Here is a 12,479-nt window from a genome sequence, read left to right as displayed (position 1 = left end):
CAGAGAGGAGGTGGACCAGATGCCGATGCAGGTGTGCGAGTCGTGTGACCGCGTGATCGATCCCGTGACCGGGGAGTGCAGGTGCAGCGCGTGATCGCGCGCTGCTTGACGATGAGAGGAGAGGCCGCGTGCCCTGGTTACGGACGGGTGATGATGCAGCGACGGACGAGCGAGTGCTCGCCGTCGCCGAGCTGGACGATGCTGACGAGCGCAGCGTCGACGAGGTCTTCGGCTTCGTGACCCGGCTGTTCATCCAGGCCGCTCAGAAGAAGAACGACTACCAGGTCAGCCTCGGCACGGCGATCCTGCTGTCTCCGCACCGATACGGGGTCCTGCTGGACCAGGCGCAGCGCGCCGGGCTCCTCGAGGTCGTCGCCGAGGAGGGCCGGAAGATCATCCGGCTCGTGGAGGATGCCGAGTTCTTCCACCTCCGCTCCCGCGAGACGATGCAGTGGGAGGCTGACCGCAAGGCGGACACCTCGAACCTCGAGCTGGTCCTCCCGGTCCGTCTCCGCGACGGGGATGCCTGCCGCTACTGCGGCAACGTCGTTGCCTGGGGCGACCAGAAGGGCGGCCGCGGCGGGACCTACGACCACCTCATCCCGGGGCAGCGTGCACGCACCCCGGACGAGCTGGTCGTCGCCTGCCGGGCCTGCAACGGCGGCCGGCGTGATGCCAAGGAATCGCGCGATCACGCCTACACGCTGTTCCCTCCCCCGCGGGATCCGTACTTCTCGAAGAGCACGATCACCTGGCTCGAGCAGCACGGCTCGAACCTCGCCCAGCTCGGCCTCACGGTCCCGAAGCGCCCTCGGGGCGCCCGGGATCGGCGTCCGGGAACCCAGACCCGCACAGACCTCGATCGGGCCGCCCAGCGGCCCTCGGCCGGCCCTGAGACCGCAGAGCACGCGGCGCCCGCACCCAGCGGCGACCAGCGATCTGCGGCCTCCCGCCCGCGCCCTGCGCACGCGGCGCCGCACACCAGCGGCGAGCAGCGAGCAGGAGCAGCGACGGAGGCACCCTCACGGCCCGCCACCGACCGGCACCAGCGACCCGCGGCAGCCGCTGAGCACCCTGAGACTGCGACCTCGACACCCAGCGAGGGAACGCGCTCAGGTCACGGCTCAGCGCTGCACGCGGGGCCCGCGGGCCCGTCTGAGGTCGGAACTGAGTTCCCGCAGAATCCCGGCGCGACCAGGCGAAAGCCGTCTGACCAATCGCTTCTGGATTCTGAGGCTGCCGGATCCGGATTCTCCGGGTCGGGTCGGGACGGGACGGGCCGGGTCGGGTCGGGACGGGACGGGGGCCCGCGCCCGCAGGGCGCCCCTGCTGCATCCCCTGGTGGACGTAGACGCAAGCGTGGTCGAAGGAGGAAGAGCTGATGATGCTGGATCCCAGGGTGAACGGGTACCTGAGGCTGATCAACCAGCTGGAGACTGCGGTGGTGGCCCTTCGTGGATGGCCGAAGCAGCGTGCCGAGGGCCCGTCCGGGTCTGGTCCGAGCTCGTCGGTGCTGATCAATGTGACGGCCGTCGACCTCGCTGACCAGATCCACGCGGTGCTCGTGGCGCTGGGCGAGCGGATCGCCGAGGAGCGTGGCATCGCGCGGCCCGACATCCGGTGGTCGACGTGGGCACGGACTCCGGCGGGCACCCGGTATGCGACGGGCGGGAACACCGGGCTCGTCGCGGGGTGGCTTCGGCGGCACGGCACGTGGCTCGTCGAGCAGGGCTGGTGGTCGGAGGACGACGGCGCACGGGATGAGCTCGTGGCCAACCTGTCGAAGGCGAAGAAGGTCCTCGGCGTGTGGCGGCCGCCGGCGGCGCTGGTGCACCTGGCCATCGAGCAGGCGGCCGCGGGGTACTCGAGGGAGGAGGTGGCCCGTGCAGGCGCAGAGGACGGATGACGGGCTGCTGGTCGACCGGGAGTGGATCACCCGCATGTACGGGCTGTCGGAGCGGTGGGCCAGGAAGGAGCTGCCGGTGCACTCGTACGCCTCGGGAGGACGGGCCCTTCACCTGGTGACGCCCGAGGTCGCACGGAGGTTATCGACGACGCAGAGCCGCCGTCGGAGAGGAGGAGCACGGTGAACGACCTGGAGCTGCTGCTGTGGATCATCGCGGGGATGACGTGGAGCATCCTGATCGGCGGCCTGTTCGTCGAGCCGGTGCGTCGCCGCTGGGGCCGGGTGCCGGTGTTCGATCGGACGTGGGACTACATCGCGTCCGGCATGAGCGGGCTGGGGCGGTGGTGCGCCCGGCTCGGGCAGTGGGCGCGCCGGCGCTGGCCCGCGAGGCGGTCCAGGAGCTGACCCGCCGGGGCGGCCTGGGGGTGCTTGACGCTATGCCACCCTTATGCCAACCTGACGGTGATCTTGGTGTACTGCACCCACGGCCCGGACCGCTTCGGCGGCCGGGCCGTTCGCATGCGTGCCAGACGACCGACTTCCCCGGGGGACTCCCCGCCCCTGGGGAGCCAGGGTCGAGACCCAGCATGGTGCGCTCCCCTGGCGCTGCGGCTCGGCGGCTGAGGACCGACTCCCCTCGGCTGCCGAGCCGCATCGCTCCCCTGCTCGAGGAGGTGGGATCGATGGCGTCCTCGACGCAGCACATCCGCTCGGGCCGCGGGCACCGGACCTACCGGCGCCAGCGCGACATCCTCGCCAACCGGTACCGCCGCAACGGCTGGCCGTGCCCGGAGTGCGGCCGGCCCTTCGACTGGGCCAACCCGCAGTCGGCCCAGGGCTTCACCGCTGACCACCCGAGAGCCCTGGCCACCGGCGGCAAGCTGATCGGTCAGCAGCTCGTGGCCATGTGCCGAGGATGCAACGCCCGAAAGGGCGCCACCGTCATGCCGGTCATCACCCCGGCCACGCTCCCCGAAGGAGACCAGACCCCATGAGCCGATACGTGATCGAAGGCGTGCTGCGTGACCTGGCCGACGGCAAGAACGTGGTCATCACCGGGCCGCGGCTCCGCGAGGCCGAGGACCTGCACCGCCAGATCGTCGCCGCGGCCGACGAGAAGGAGTGGCAGCGGATCGTCCGGGCCAACGGCAACGCCTCGGCCACACACTTCGGTGGCGGCATGGTGCGGCCGGTGGCCTCGACCGCGAGCCTGCGCGGTCGCCGCGTCGATGTGCTGCTCGTGATGCAGCCGCGGCTGCTCACCGAAGACCAGGTGTGGGAGGTCCGCGGAGCTGCCGGCGCGACCGGGGCCGAGGTTCAAGAGGTGCTCTGACCTGCGGATTCAGCGCGGCGCCCGGACCCCACCCCCGTCGAAATCATCGGCGGCGGTCGCGCTGCCTCGCTCCCGGGCCAGCGAGGCATCTCTCTCTCCGACACGCATAGTGTCTGACACTTTTTGCCACCTGACCTGCGCCGATGGTCGGTTCGGAGGTGTGCTGTGGCGAGGGAGCTGAAGCCCTGCGGGACCACCGCGGCCTACAAGCGGCACCGCCGCCGCGACGAGGAGGCCTGCGACGCCTGCAAGAGGGCCGTCCGGGACGAGAAGCGGGCCCGGCGCGCGGCCACGCTCGCCGAGCAGGCCGAGATCCTGAACGCCGAGGACGCCCCGGTGCGTGCACGGCTCGCAGAGCTGCGCTGGCAGGCGGAGCTGCTGCGGGACTCGATCGTCTGGGCCACCACGAACAGCCCCGCGCGCCTGCCCTCCCTGATGAAGGAGCGTCGCGAGACGCTCGCCGAGATCGAGCGGATCGACGACGGCGACGAGTCCCAGGAGGGCGGTGGCCTCGGTGAGTTCCTCTCGGGATCGCACAGCGGACCTCTCAGTCTTGTCGGGAGCCCAGCGCCCTCGGATCGAAAAGAGGCCTGAGGCCGCCGGCACCTACGGCCCCCGCGTGACCGCGTTCGCGGCCGCCTGCGGCGTCCACCTCGACCCGTGGCAGTCCTACGTCATCGACGCGCTGTTCGCCGTCGACGCGGCCGGCCAGTGGGCCGCCACGGAGTTCGGGCTGCTGGTGTCGCGGCAGAACGGCAAGGGCGAGATCCTCGTCGCCTACGACCTCGCGCACCTGTTCCTGTTCCCCCGCCCGGACAACCGGCCGAAGATGATCCTCCACACGGCGCACGAGATGAAGACCGCCATCAACGGATTCCAGCGCCTCAAGGGCGTCGTCGAGTCCCAGCCGCAGCTGATGCGCCGCGTGCACCAGGTCTACACCGCCAACGGCCAGGAGGGCATCATCCTGCGGCCCCGCAAGGGCCAGACGCTCCCCGACCAGATCCGCTTCGTGGCCCGCTCGAAGAACAGCGGCCGCGGCTTCTCCGGGGACGTCCTCGTCCAGGACGAGGCCCAGGAGGAGTCCCAGGCTGCGCACAACGCGCTGACCTACACGCAGTCCGCCGTGCCGAACAGGCAAGAACTTTTCATGGGCACCGTCCCCGAGGAAGGCGTCAACGACTCCGAGGTCTTCGAGGGCGTCCGCGACCGCGGCCGCGCGCCGAAGCCGTCCCGCACCGGGTGGATGGAGTGGACGCCCCACGGCTCCGAGGACCCGGAGATCGCCGAGACGATCGACCGCGCCGACCCCCACGTGTGGGCCGCCGCGAACCCGGCCGCCCCGCACCGCATCCACTGGGACACGATCCGCGACCAATACGAGCGCGACACCACCCCCGGCAAGGAAGCGTTCGGCCGAGAGCGCCTGTCGATCTGGCCGAACCGCCCCGAGGGCGCCGACGACTCCAACAGCGACGTCGACATGGCCGCCTGGAACGCCCACGAGGTCGACGCATGGCTCACGCGGCGCGTCGCGCTCGCCGTGGTCATCGGCCGCGGCGGCGGGTACTCGTCGATCTGCGGCGCGCAGCGTCTCGACGGTGGCGAGATCCTCGTCCAGCACCTGGCGACCAACGCGGGCACGCTGTGGATCCCTGAGGAGCTGAAGACGCTGCGCCGCAAGCTCGCCTCGCGCCTGATCGTCCTGGACGAGAAGAACGCCGCGACGATCACGAGCGACCTCTCGCGCGCCGGCCTGCGGTACATGGCGATGCACATGTCGGAGGTCGCTGCCGCGTTCGACATGACCGTCGAGTACATCAACGGCGGCGTGATCGTGCACCCGCCGCAGCCGGAGCTGACCGATGCGCTCGAGGCAGCTGTGCCCCGCGTGATGAACAAGGGCCAGGCCCTCAAGACGTGGGACCAGGGCGACCCCCTGGTGCCGTCCTCCGCCGTGCAGGGCATGTCCCTGGCGGTGTGGGGCCTGAAGAAGTCCGAGTCCCAGCCGACCAGCTCGGCGGCGCCGGCACCCCAGGTGCTGACCGCTGAGACCGGGCCCGCCAATGACGGCATGGACGTCCTGACCATGCGCTTCTGAGAGGAGGTCCCGTGGCATCTCCCCAGACCGAGGTCGGCTACGTCACCGGCAACGTCGCGGGCTGGTCCGATCTCGAGCCCGGACTCGACGAGAACCCCGCGCTGATCTTCCCGCAGTCCGTCGGCGTGTACGCGCGGATGCGGCGCGAGGAGACCCAGGTCCAGTCCGTGCTGAAGGCCGTGAAGCTGCCGATCCAGCGCACGGCCTGGCACCTCGACCCCAACGGAGCCGACGACGAGGTCGTCGCCTTCGTCTCCGAGAACCTCGGCCTGCCGATCGCCGGCCAGCCCGCGCAGCCCACCCGGCGCCGCAAGCGGTTCTCCTGGGGCGACCACGTCCGCCTCGCCCTCACTGCTCTCGACTTCGGCTTCGCGGCCTTCGAGCAGGTGTACCAGATCGGCGACGACGGCCGCCTCTGGATCCGCAAGCTCGGCTACCGGCCGCAGGCCACGATCTCCAAGATCAACGTCGACCGCGACGGCGGCCTCTCCTCCATCGAGCAGAACGCCTCGACCGGGTCCGCGAAGATGACCGCCGACCGGCTCGTCGTGTACGTCTCCGAGCGCGAGGGCGCGAACTGGGCCGGCGTGTCCATCCTCCGGCCCTCGTACAAGCCGTGGCTGCTGAAGGACCGCCTGCTGCGCGTCCAGGCCACCACGATCGAGCGCAACGGCATGGGCGTCCCCGTCTACACCGCGCCCGACCTCTCGACCCTGGGGCTCATGGAGGACGAGCAGACGAAGCGCCAGAAGGCCGAGATCGACCGCGGCCTCGAGATCGCGAAGTCCTTCCGGTCCGGGGAGACGGCCGGCGCCTCGATCCCCTTCGGCGCGAAGCTCGAGCTCGTCGGCGTCAGCGGGTCCCTGCCCGACGCCGACAAGCCGATCCGGTACTACGACGAGCAGATGGCTCGCGCGGCGCTCGCGCACTTCCTGAACCTCGGCACACAGACCGGCAGCTGGGCGCTCGGCACCACGTTCGCGGACTTCTTCACCCTGAGCCTGCAGACCGTCGCCGAGCAGATCGCCGACACGGCGACCCACCACATCGTCGAGGACCTGGTCGACCTGAACTTCGGCGAGACCGTGCAGGCGCCCCGGATCACCTGCGACGAGATCGGCGCGCAGACCCCGGCCACCGCCGAGGCCCTGCAGTCCCTCGTGCAGACGAAGGTCATCCGCCCCGACGAGCGGCTCGAGCGGTTCATGCGCCACCGCTACGGCCTGCCCGACGCCGACCCGGAAACCGCCCGCGAGATCGGCACCACCGACGTGCAAGGCGCCCAGACCCCCCAGGAAGGAGGCGACGATGCCACGCCCGCTCCGTGACCGCTTCAACCTCGCCCCCGGCAAGCAGAAGACGCCCGTGCTGGCATCCGTCCCCACCGCGACGGAGGGGGCCGACGCCGGGACCGCGGTGATGCGCATCTACGACCCCATCGACTCCTGGGGCGAGTGGTTCGGCCTCAGCGCGAAGGAGTTCGGCGCCGCGCTCGACTCGCTGCCTGACGACGTCGAGCACATCGAGCTGCACCTCAACTCCCCCGGCGGCGAGGTCCACGAGGGCCTCGCGATCCTCAACCAGCTCCGCCAGCACAAGGCCTCGGTGACCGTGGTCGTCGACGGGCTCGCCGCCTCGGCCGCGAGCTTCATCGCGATGGGCGCCGACAAGGTCCTCGTGGCCCCGAACGCCGAGCTGATGATCCACAACGCCTGGGCCGTCGCGATCGGCGACACCGACGACCTCCGCAAGGCCGCCGACGACCTCTCCCGCATCAACACGAACCTGGCGCGGATCTACCAGGGCCGCGCCGGCGGGACCGTCGACGACTGGCTCGAGGCCATGGCCGTCGAGACCTGGTACTCGGACGAGGAGGCCGTCGCTGCTGGCCTGGCCGACGCGATCCTCGACCAGGAGCCGGAGACCACCGCGGAGGCGCGCTTCAACCTCGGCGTCTTCGCCCACGCGGGACGGGCCGCCGCGCCCTCCCCCTACATCCCCCGCGGCGCCGCCGCGGCCGTGCCTCCGGCGGAGCCGGCGGTCACCACCACCCAGGAAGGATTCGACATGCCGAACCTGACCCAGGAGCTCCGCAACCGCCTCGGCATCGCCGAGAACGCGCAGCTCAACGAGACCGAGCTGCTCGCGGCTCTCGACGAGGCGCTCGAGGAGCGCGCGGAGCCCGCCCCCGCGGCGGCCTCCGCGCAGCTGCCGGAGGGCGTGACCCTCATCGACGAGCAGCAGCTCGCCGACCTCAAGGCCGCGGCCGAGGACGGCCGCGCCGCCCGCGCGCAGCAGACCGCAGACCGCCGCCGCGGCATCGTGAACGCAGCTATCAAGGACGGGAAGATCCCGCCCGCCCGCGCCGAGCACTGGCTGGCGCAGCTCGAGGCCGACGAGGAGGGCGCGCTCGCCGTGCTCAACAGCCTCCACGCCAACACCATCCCGGTCGCGCCGCTCGGCGAGTCCGCGGGCGAGGGCACCACCGCTGAGGACGCCGCGTACGCGGCCGTCTTCCCGACCAGCAAGGAGGCCTGAGATGGCCCAGTACCTGCCCCTCTTCCGCCCCGGCCAGACCGTCACCTTCGACGTGACGGCGGACGTCGTCGGCGGCACTCCCGTCCAGGTCGGCACCGCCGACCGCTCCGTCGCCCCCGCCGCCGCGGCGACCACGTCGTACGTCGGCATCGCCGGCCACGACGCCGCCGTCGGCGACAAGGTCACCGTCGAGGTCACCGGCCCCGTCCACGAGCTCACGGCCGCCGGCGCGGTCGCTCGGGGCGCGCAGGTCGAGGCCGCCGGCAACGGCGCCGTCCGCACCGCCACCACCGGCACCGTCATCGGAACCGCCCTGACGGCGGCCGTCGACGGCGGCCTCGTCCAGGTCCTGGCCTGAGAAGGGAACCACGAACATGAAGACCTACCCCTACTCCCCGAGCCAGCTCAACAGCGCCACCGCGCTCGAGCTGCTCGCCTTCCTCAAGTCGCCGACGATGGTCGCGCGGCGCCTCGGCGAGATCCTGCAGGCCCAGCAGTTCATCGGGAACTACCTGCTCGCCGGCCGCTACACGCTGCAGGGCGGCGCGCTCGCCGTCCCGGTGAACGAGAAGATCCGCACCGACCGCTCCTCCGAGGTCGTCGCCCCCGGCGCCGAGTACAAGCTCACCCCGCTCTCCCAGGAGCAGTACGAGATGTACACGACCTCGAAGGACGGCATCGCCACTGAGGTCACCGACGAGGAGGTCGGCCGGTCTCTGCGGCAGCCGATCGACGACGCGTTCCTGCTCCTGCAGACCGAGCTCGTCTTCGGCGCGAACGAGACCGCCATCGGCGTGATCAACAGCTCGATCACCCAGACCCTCGCCGCCGGCGCGGCGTGGACCAACGGCAAGCAGATCCTGAAGGACGCGCTGCGCGTGCAGGCCGCCGCCCGCCGGCTGAAGCTCGGCTACAGCATCGACACCGTCGTGCTGAACGGCGAGCAGTACGCCGAGGTGATCCCGGAGCTGCTCGACGTCCTCCCGGACAACGACGACACCGCCCGCAGCGGAGACTTCCCGCGGATCGCCGGTCTCACCTGGATCTCGTCCGACGACGACCAGTTCTCGGACCCGCTGTTCGTGGACCGCCGCCGCCTCGGCGGCATCGGCCGCGAGAGCATCCCGTCGCCGGAGTACCGTCCCGTCGGCAACGACACCGGCGTCGAGATCGCCCCGATCCGTGAGCCGAAGGCGGACAAGACCCGCCTGCAGGCCCGCAACCCGCACGTGCCCGTCGTGACGAACCCGCTGGCCGGGTTCCACGTGACCGGAACGGGGGCCTGAGCATGAGCTACAAGGTCACCGCGCCGGTCGTGAAGGTCTCCATCGGCTCGCTCGACGGCAACCGCGTCGCGCGGATCCTCCGCGCCGGCGCGATCGTGCCCGAGGGCGTGGCCGAGGAGTCTCTCGACCTCCTCGCCTCCCGCGGCCTCATCGAGGCCCTGCCCGAGCCCGACCTCGACCCCGAGGACGACATCGATCCCGAGACCCTCGGGGACGCCGGCGCGCAGGGCGAGGAGCGGCCCACCCCGCCGCCGAAGGCCGGCAAGGGCTCCGGCCCCGAGGCGTGGCGTGCCTACGCGGAGAAGGTCGACGTCGAGGTGCCGGCCGATGCGTCCCGCGAGGACGTCATCGCCGCGGTCGACGCGGCCGGCAAGCCCACCGAGTGATGGGAGGGGGCGAGCATGGCTGACAACCCGCTGCTGACCGAGGTGGACCACGCCCTCGTGCCTGGTCTGACCGACCCGTGGCTGTCGATCTTCTTCGATGCCGCGAACAGCGCGGCGGCCAGGTTCGCCCCCTGCGTCACCGAGACCGGCGCCGACTCCGGTCTCCGCGCCGAGGCCAAGCTCATCGTGCTCCGCGCGATCGAGCGAGTCCGCGGCACCCCTGAGTACGCACGATCCCAGACCGCCGGTCCGTTCAGCATCACCTACATCACGGGCGGCCGCGGGATCCTCGACAAGGACGACCGGGCCGCCCTGCAGGACCTCTGCGAACGGACGGGAGCCGGCAGTGCACGCGGGTCCTTCCCCGAGCCCGACAACTACGACCCGCTCTTCGCACGGCCGGGCCGCCGAGGGTGGTGGTGACGATGGCGTGGTCCACGATCGACGCTGTCGAGCATCACCCGCATCTCGGCTGGGTCGAGAACGAGCGCGGCGAGGAGGTCGAGACCTGGGGCCCCTGGACGTCCGTCCCGGACGGCGTCTGGGCGCCCGGGTCGACGTCGCAGGACCTCGCCGAGGGCCACCGCATCGACTCCGCCGGCACACTCCTGTTCGTCCGCGAGTTCCGGTACACGGCCTTCGACGAGTTCCGCATCAACGGCGACATCTACCAGGTCGTCGGGCATGCCTCGACGATCCGGCGGAACCCCTTCACCGGCACCGTGCTCGGCACGGACATCGCGCTGAAGGCGGTGAGGTGATGGTCGACATCAAGGTCGGCGTGCGGCTGCAGGTGAACCCGGACGCGGTCAAGGCGATCCTGACCCAGCCCGCCGTGTACGACGACATGCGGCGCCGGGCCGAGCGGATCGCGAAGGCGGCCAACGCTGGTGTGTCCACCGACCCCGGCGAGGAGGACCCGTACCTGGCGACCGAGCTCGTGCTCGAGGAGCCTCGCGCCGCGGCGTCGGTGATCACCCGCACGGCCCGCGGGAAGCGGGACAACCTGCGCCGCGGGACGCTGCTGAAGCACCTCGACGAGGGGCGGTGAGCATGCCATACCCGGCCGTCGACGGCGGCGTGACCGCTGTCGTCTTCCCCGATCCGATCGTCATGGTCCGCGGGTGGCTGCGCCGCTTCGCGGGCCTCGAGCGGGTCTACCTCGAGCAGCCGGCGAACTTCGCCACGAAGCTCCCGTTCGTGATCGTGCGGGAGTCTGGTGGGCCGGGCGTGCATGACCGCGTATACGCCCGTGTGCGGCTTCAGTTCGAGGTCTGGGCCCAGGACTCCATGGAGTCCGCGAAAGGCGCTCAGAACGCCGCCGCGCTCCTGCGGGCGTGGCCTGAGTACGAGGACGTCTGGAACCCCCAGATCATCCAGGACCCCACCTACCTGCCGGACCCCGACACGGGGACCCCGGTGCACAGGCTCGCCGCCGAAGTCTCCTTCGTCGGTGAGGACACCACCATCCTCTCTTCCGAAGGAGCATGACCATGGCTGAAGGCACCGCCGCAGTCTCCGCCGCCAAGCCGCTCACCGCGCGCGGCGGCATCCGCAAGGCCCCGCTGGGCACCGCGCTCCCTGTCGACGCGTACACGCCGCTCGTCGCGGACTTCGTGGCTCAGGGCTACGTGACGACCGATGCCGTCACCCAGACCGTGAACCGCACGGCCGAGGACGAGCAGGCGTGGGGCGGCGTGACCGTCGACACCCACGAGACCGAGTACGGCGTCGTCATCACGTTCACCCTGATGGAGTCCTCCAACGCGGAGACTCTGAAGTCGATCGCGGGCGAGGAGAACGTCGTCACCACTCCGGCCACCGCGACCCACGGCAACCTCATCGACGTGAAGTGGAAGTCCGGGCTGCCGCCGAAGGCGGTGTGGGTGATCGACATGCTGCGCGTCAAGGGCGGCACCCAGCGCAAGGTCATCCCGTCCGGCCAGCTCGTGTACAGCGGCGACGTCCAGTACGTCGACTCCACCTCGATCAAGTACTCGGTCGAGCTGCGCTGCCACGCGGATGACGACGACGTCCCCGTCTACGACTACTTCGACGACGGCGCGACGATCTGACCCCGCCGACCTGGCCCCGGCCCCCGGCTCGCCGGGGCCAGGTCTCCCCCTCCACGAGCCGAACCACGGCACCCCATCTCGGGGTGCCGTTCCTGTACCAGCACCCTGAGGAGTCGGAATGTCCGAGTCGAAGAGCAAGAAGTCGAAGAAGAAGCAGTTCTCGCGCACGACGAAGGTCACCTACGACCGCGTCCAGTTCACCCTGCCGGAGGTCTTCGGCGATGCGGAGTTCGACCTCCCGACGATGCGCCAGATGCCCCTCGGCGTCAGCCGCACCATGAAGACCGACCCGCGCCGATTCCTGAACTGGATCGTCGAGAACGCCACCCCCGAGGAGGCGGAGGCGATCGACTCCCTGGTCGATGACGAGGCCCTGCTGTTCATGGATGCCTGGGGGAAGGCGTCCAAGGCCGCGGCGGGGAAATCCTCGCGCTGATCGAGACCCACGAGGAGCACGCCACCGCGATCGAAGCCACGCTGATCCATGCGGGCCTGCGGTGGCGTGACCTCGAGGACCCGATCAGCACCGGCACCGACTGGGGCGACGTCGTCGCCGTGCTCGAGCACGCGCCCTGGGACGCCCCCTCCCGACGGATCCAGAACGAGAAGGACTGGGTCTGGGGAGACCCGAACCGCGACCTCCTCGCCGGCATCGTCGACCAGCTGCGCACCCTGCGCGCCCAGGTCGGCAACATCTCCGGGGTCAAGCAGCACCAGCTGCCCAACCCCATACCCCGACCGGCCAAGGCAGGCGGCAGCGAGCAGGCCGGCCAGATCGAGACCGGCGAGGCACCCCTCGCCGACATCGACCGCATGCTCGGGTGGGAGTCCCCACCCCTCCACTGAGAAGGGGG

The 12,479-nt window shown here is 70.9% G+C and carries 19 protein-coding genes; 18 read left to right on the top strand and 1 reads right to left on the bottom strand.

Annotated elements, in window-relative coordinates; all coding sequences use genetic code 11:
- Window positions 1-137: 137 nt before the first annotated feature.
- Window positions 138-695: a hypothetical protein gene (locus ABD234_RS05275; RefSeq protein WP_344354468.1), complete on the bottom strand. Its 558-nt coding sequence runs from the start codon at window positions 693-695 to the stop codon at window positions 138-140.
- Between the two features lie 686 nt (window positions 696-1,381).
- On the opposite strand from ABD234_RS05275, the gene ABD234_RS05270 reads away from it, so the two are divergent.
- From ABD234_RS05270 to ABD234_RS05185, 18 genes are all read left to right on the top strand, one after another.
- Window positions 1,382-1,906 carry a hypothetical protein gene (locus tag ABD234_RS05270; RefSeq protein ID WP_344354467.1) on the top strand — a complete coding sequence of 175 codons (525 nt, stop codon included), beginning with the start codon at window positions 1,382-1,384 and terminating at the stop codon, window positions 1,904-1,906.
- A 180-nt stretch (window positions 1,907-2,086) separates the two neighbouring features.
- Entirely contained in the window at window positions 2,087-2,311 is a 225-nt protein-coding gene (locus ABD234_RS05265) for a hypothetical protein (protein ID WP_344354466.1), read from the top strand.
- 278 nt (window positions 2,312-2,589) lie between these two features.
- Window positions 2,590-2,901, top strand: a complete 312-nt coding sequence (locus ABD234_RS05260) for an HNH endonuclease (protein ID WP_344354464.1) — start codon at window positions 2,590-2,592, stop codon at window positions 2,899-2,901.
- Window positions 2,898-3,239, top strand: a complete 342-nt coding sequence (locus tag ABD234_RS05255; RefSeq protein WP_344354462.1) for a hypothetical protein — start codon at window positions 2,898-2,900, stop codon at window positions 3,237-3,239. Before ABD234_RS05260 ends, ABD234_RS05255 begins: the two co-directional genes overlap by 4 nt.
- A 165-nt stretch (window positions 3,240-3,404) precedes the next feature.
- On the top strand, window positions 3,405-3,833 hold the full coding sequence (locus ABD234_RS05250) for a hypothetical protein (protein WP_344354460.1): 429 nt from the start codon (window positions 3,405-3,407) through the stop codon (window positions 3,831-3,833).
- Window positions 3,834-3,858: 25 nt separating this feature from the next.
- The gene (locus tag ABD234_RS05245) at window positions 3,859-5,340 is read left to right on the top strand and encodes a hypothetical protein (protein WP_344354458.1); all 1,482 of its coding nucleotides are present in this window, start codon (window positions 3,859-3,861) and stop codon (window positions 5,338-5,340) included.
- Window positions 5,341-5,351: 11 nt separating this feature from the next.
- Window positions 5,352-6,668, top strand: coding sequence for a phage portal protein family protein (locus tag ABD234_RS05240; protein WP_344354457.1), 1,317 nt, complete (start codon window positions 5,352-5,354; stop codon window positions 6,666-6,668).
- On the top strand, window positions 6,649-7,878 hold the full coding sequence (locus tag ABD234_RS05235; RefSeq protein WP_344354455.1) for a head maturation protease, ClpP-related: 1,230 nt from the start codon (window positions 6,649-6,651) through the stop codon (window positions 7,876-7,878). The genes ABD234_RS05240 and ABD234_RS05235 overlap by 20 nt, the downstream gene beginning before the upstream one ends.
- Before the next feature lies 1 nt (window position 7,879).
- Window positions 7,880-8,236, top strand: a complete 357-nt coding sequence (locus ABD234_RS05230; RefSeq protein WP_344354454.1) for a capsid cement protein — start codon at window positions 7,880-7,882, stop codon at window positions 8,234-8,236.
- Window positions 8,237-8,252: 16 nt separating this feature from the next.
- Window positions 8,253-9,164, top strand: coding sequence for a phage major capsid protein (locus ABD234_RS05225; protein WP_344354453.1), 912 nt, complete (start codon window positions 8,253-8,255; stop codon window positions 9,162-9,164).
- 2 nt (window positions 9,165-9,166) lie between these two features.
- Window positions 9,167-9,550 carry a hypothetical protein gene (locus ABD234_RS05220; RefSeq protein WP_344354452.1) on the top strand — a complete coding sequence of 128 codons (384 nt, stop codon included), beginning with the start codon at window positions 9,167-9,169 and terminating at the stop codon, window positions 9,548-9,550.
- A gap of 15 nt (window positions 9,551-9,565) precedes the next feature.
- Complete coding sequence (locus tag ABD234_RS05215; protein ID WP_344354451.1) at window positions 9,566-9,973, top strand: hypothetical protein; 408 nt, start codon at window positions 9,566-9,568, stop codon at window positions 9,971-9,973.
- A 2-nt stretch (window positions 9,974-9,975) separates the two neighbouring features.
- On the top strand, window positions 9,976-10,311 hold the full coding sequence (locus ABD234_RS05210) for a hypothetical protein (RefSeq protein ID WP_344354449.1): 336 nt from the start codon (window positions 9,976-9,978) through the stop codon (window positions 10,309-10,311).
- On the top strand, window positions 10,311-10,601 hold the full coding sequence (locus tag ABD234_RS05205; protein ID WP_344354447.1) for a hypothetical protein: 291 nt from the start codon (window positions 10,311-10,313) through the stop codon (window positions 10,599-10,601). Before ABD234_RS05210 ends, ABD234_RS05205 begins: the two co-directional genes overlap by 1 nt.
- On the top strand, window positions 10,598-11,041 hold the full coding sequence (locus ABD234_RS05200; RefSeq protein ID WP_344354446.1) for a hypothetical protein: 444 nt from the start codon (window positions 10,598-10,600) through the stop codon (window positions 11,039-11,041). Before ABD234_RS05205 ends, ABD234_RS05200 begins: the two co-directional genes overlap by 4 nt.
- A 2-nt stretch (window positions 11,042-11,043) precedes the next feature.
- Window positions 11,044-11,625, top strand: coding sequence for a hypothetical protein (locus ABD234_RS05195; RefSeq protein WP_344354444.1), 582 nt, complete (start codon window positions 11,044-11,046; stop codon window positions 11,623-11,625).
- Between the two features lie 118 nt (window positions 11,626-11,743).
- Window positions 11,744-12,061: a hypothetical protein gene (locus ABD234_RS05190; protein WP_344354442.1), complete on the top strand. Its 318-nt coding sequence runs from the start codon at window positions 11,744-11,746 to the stop codon at window positions 12,059-12,061.
- A gap of 119 nt (window positions 12,062-12,180) precedes the next feature.
- Complete coding sequence (locus ABD234_RS05185; protein WP_344354440.1) at window positions 12,181-12,471, top strand: hypothetical protein; 291 nt, start codon at window positions 12,181-12,183, stop codon at window positions 12,469-12,471.
- Window positions 12,472-12,479 lie beyond the last annotated feature (8 nt).

The sequence above is a fragment of the Brachybacterium phenoliresistens genome (assembly GCF_039530785.1).
In the GTDB taxonomy this organism is placed as follows: Bacteria; Actinomycetota; Actinomycetes; order Actinomycetales; family Dermabacteraceae; genus Brachybacterium; species Brachybacterium phenoliresistens.
The sequence above is the reverse complement of the archived record's forward strand: the minus strand, read 5'-3'. Positions and strand labels throughout refer to the sequence as shown.

Bases quoted from the DNA above. Each gene is read 5' to 3' on its own strand.
- ABD234_RS05270 (WP_344354467.1), top strand. From the start codon at position 1,382: ATGATGCTGGATCCCAGGGTGAACGGGTACCTGAGGCTGATCAACCAG.
- ABD234_RS05190 (WP_344354442.1), top strand. From the start codon at position 11,744: ATGTCCGAGTCGAAGAGCAAGAAGTCGAAGAAGAAGCAGTTCTCGCGC.
- ABD234_RS05230 (WP_344354454.1), top strand. From the start codon at position 7,880: ATGGCCCAGTACCTGCCCCTCTTCCGCCCCGGCCAGACCGTCACCTTC.
- ABD234_RS05195 (WP_344354444.1), top strand. From the start codon at position 11,044: ATGGCTGAAGGCACCGCCGCAGTCTCCGCCGCCAAGCCGCTCACCGCG.
- ABD234_RS05205 (WP_344354447.1), top strand. From the start codon at position 10,311: ATGGTCGACATCAAGGTCGGCGTGCGGCTGCAGGTGAACCCGGACGCG.
- ABD234_RS05220 (WP_344354452.1), top strand. From the start codon at position 9,167: ATGAGCTACAAGGTCACCGCGCCGGTCGTGAAGGTCTCCATCGGCTCG.
- ABD234_RS05260 (WP_344354464.1), top strand. From the start codon at position 2,590: ATGGCGTCCTCGACGCAGCACATCCGCTCGGGCCGCGGGCACCGGACC.
- ABD234_RS05210 (WP_344354449.1), top strand. From the start codon at position 9,976: ATGGCGTGGTCCACGATCGACGCTGTCGAGCATCACCCGCATCTCGGC.
- ABD234_RS05215 (WP_344354451.1), top strand. From the start codon at position 9,566: ATGGCTGACAACCCGCTGCTGACCGAGGTGGACCACGCCCTCGTGCCT.
- ABD234_RS05225 (WP_344354453.1), top strand. From the start codon at position 8,253: ATGAAGACCTACCCCTACTCCCCGAGCCAGCTCAACAGCGCCACCGCG.
- ABD234_RS05255 (WP_344354462.1), top strand. From the start codon at position 2,898: ATGAGCCGATACGTGATCGAAGGCGTGCTGCGTGACCTGGCCGACGGC.
- ABD234_RS05235 (WP_344354455.1), top strand. From the start codon at position 6,649: ATGCCACGCCCGCTCCGTGACCGCTTCAACCTCGCCCCCGGCAAGCAG.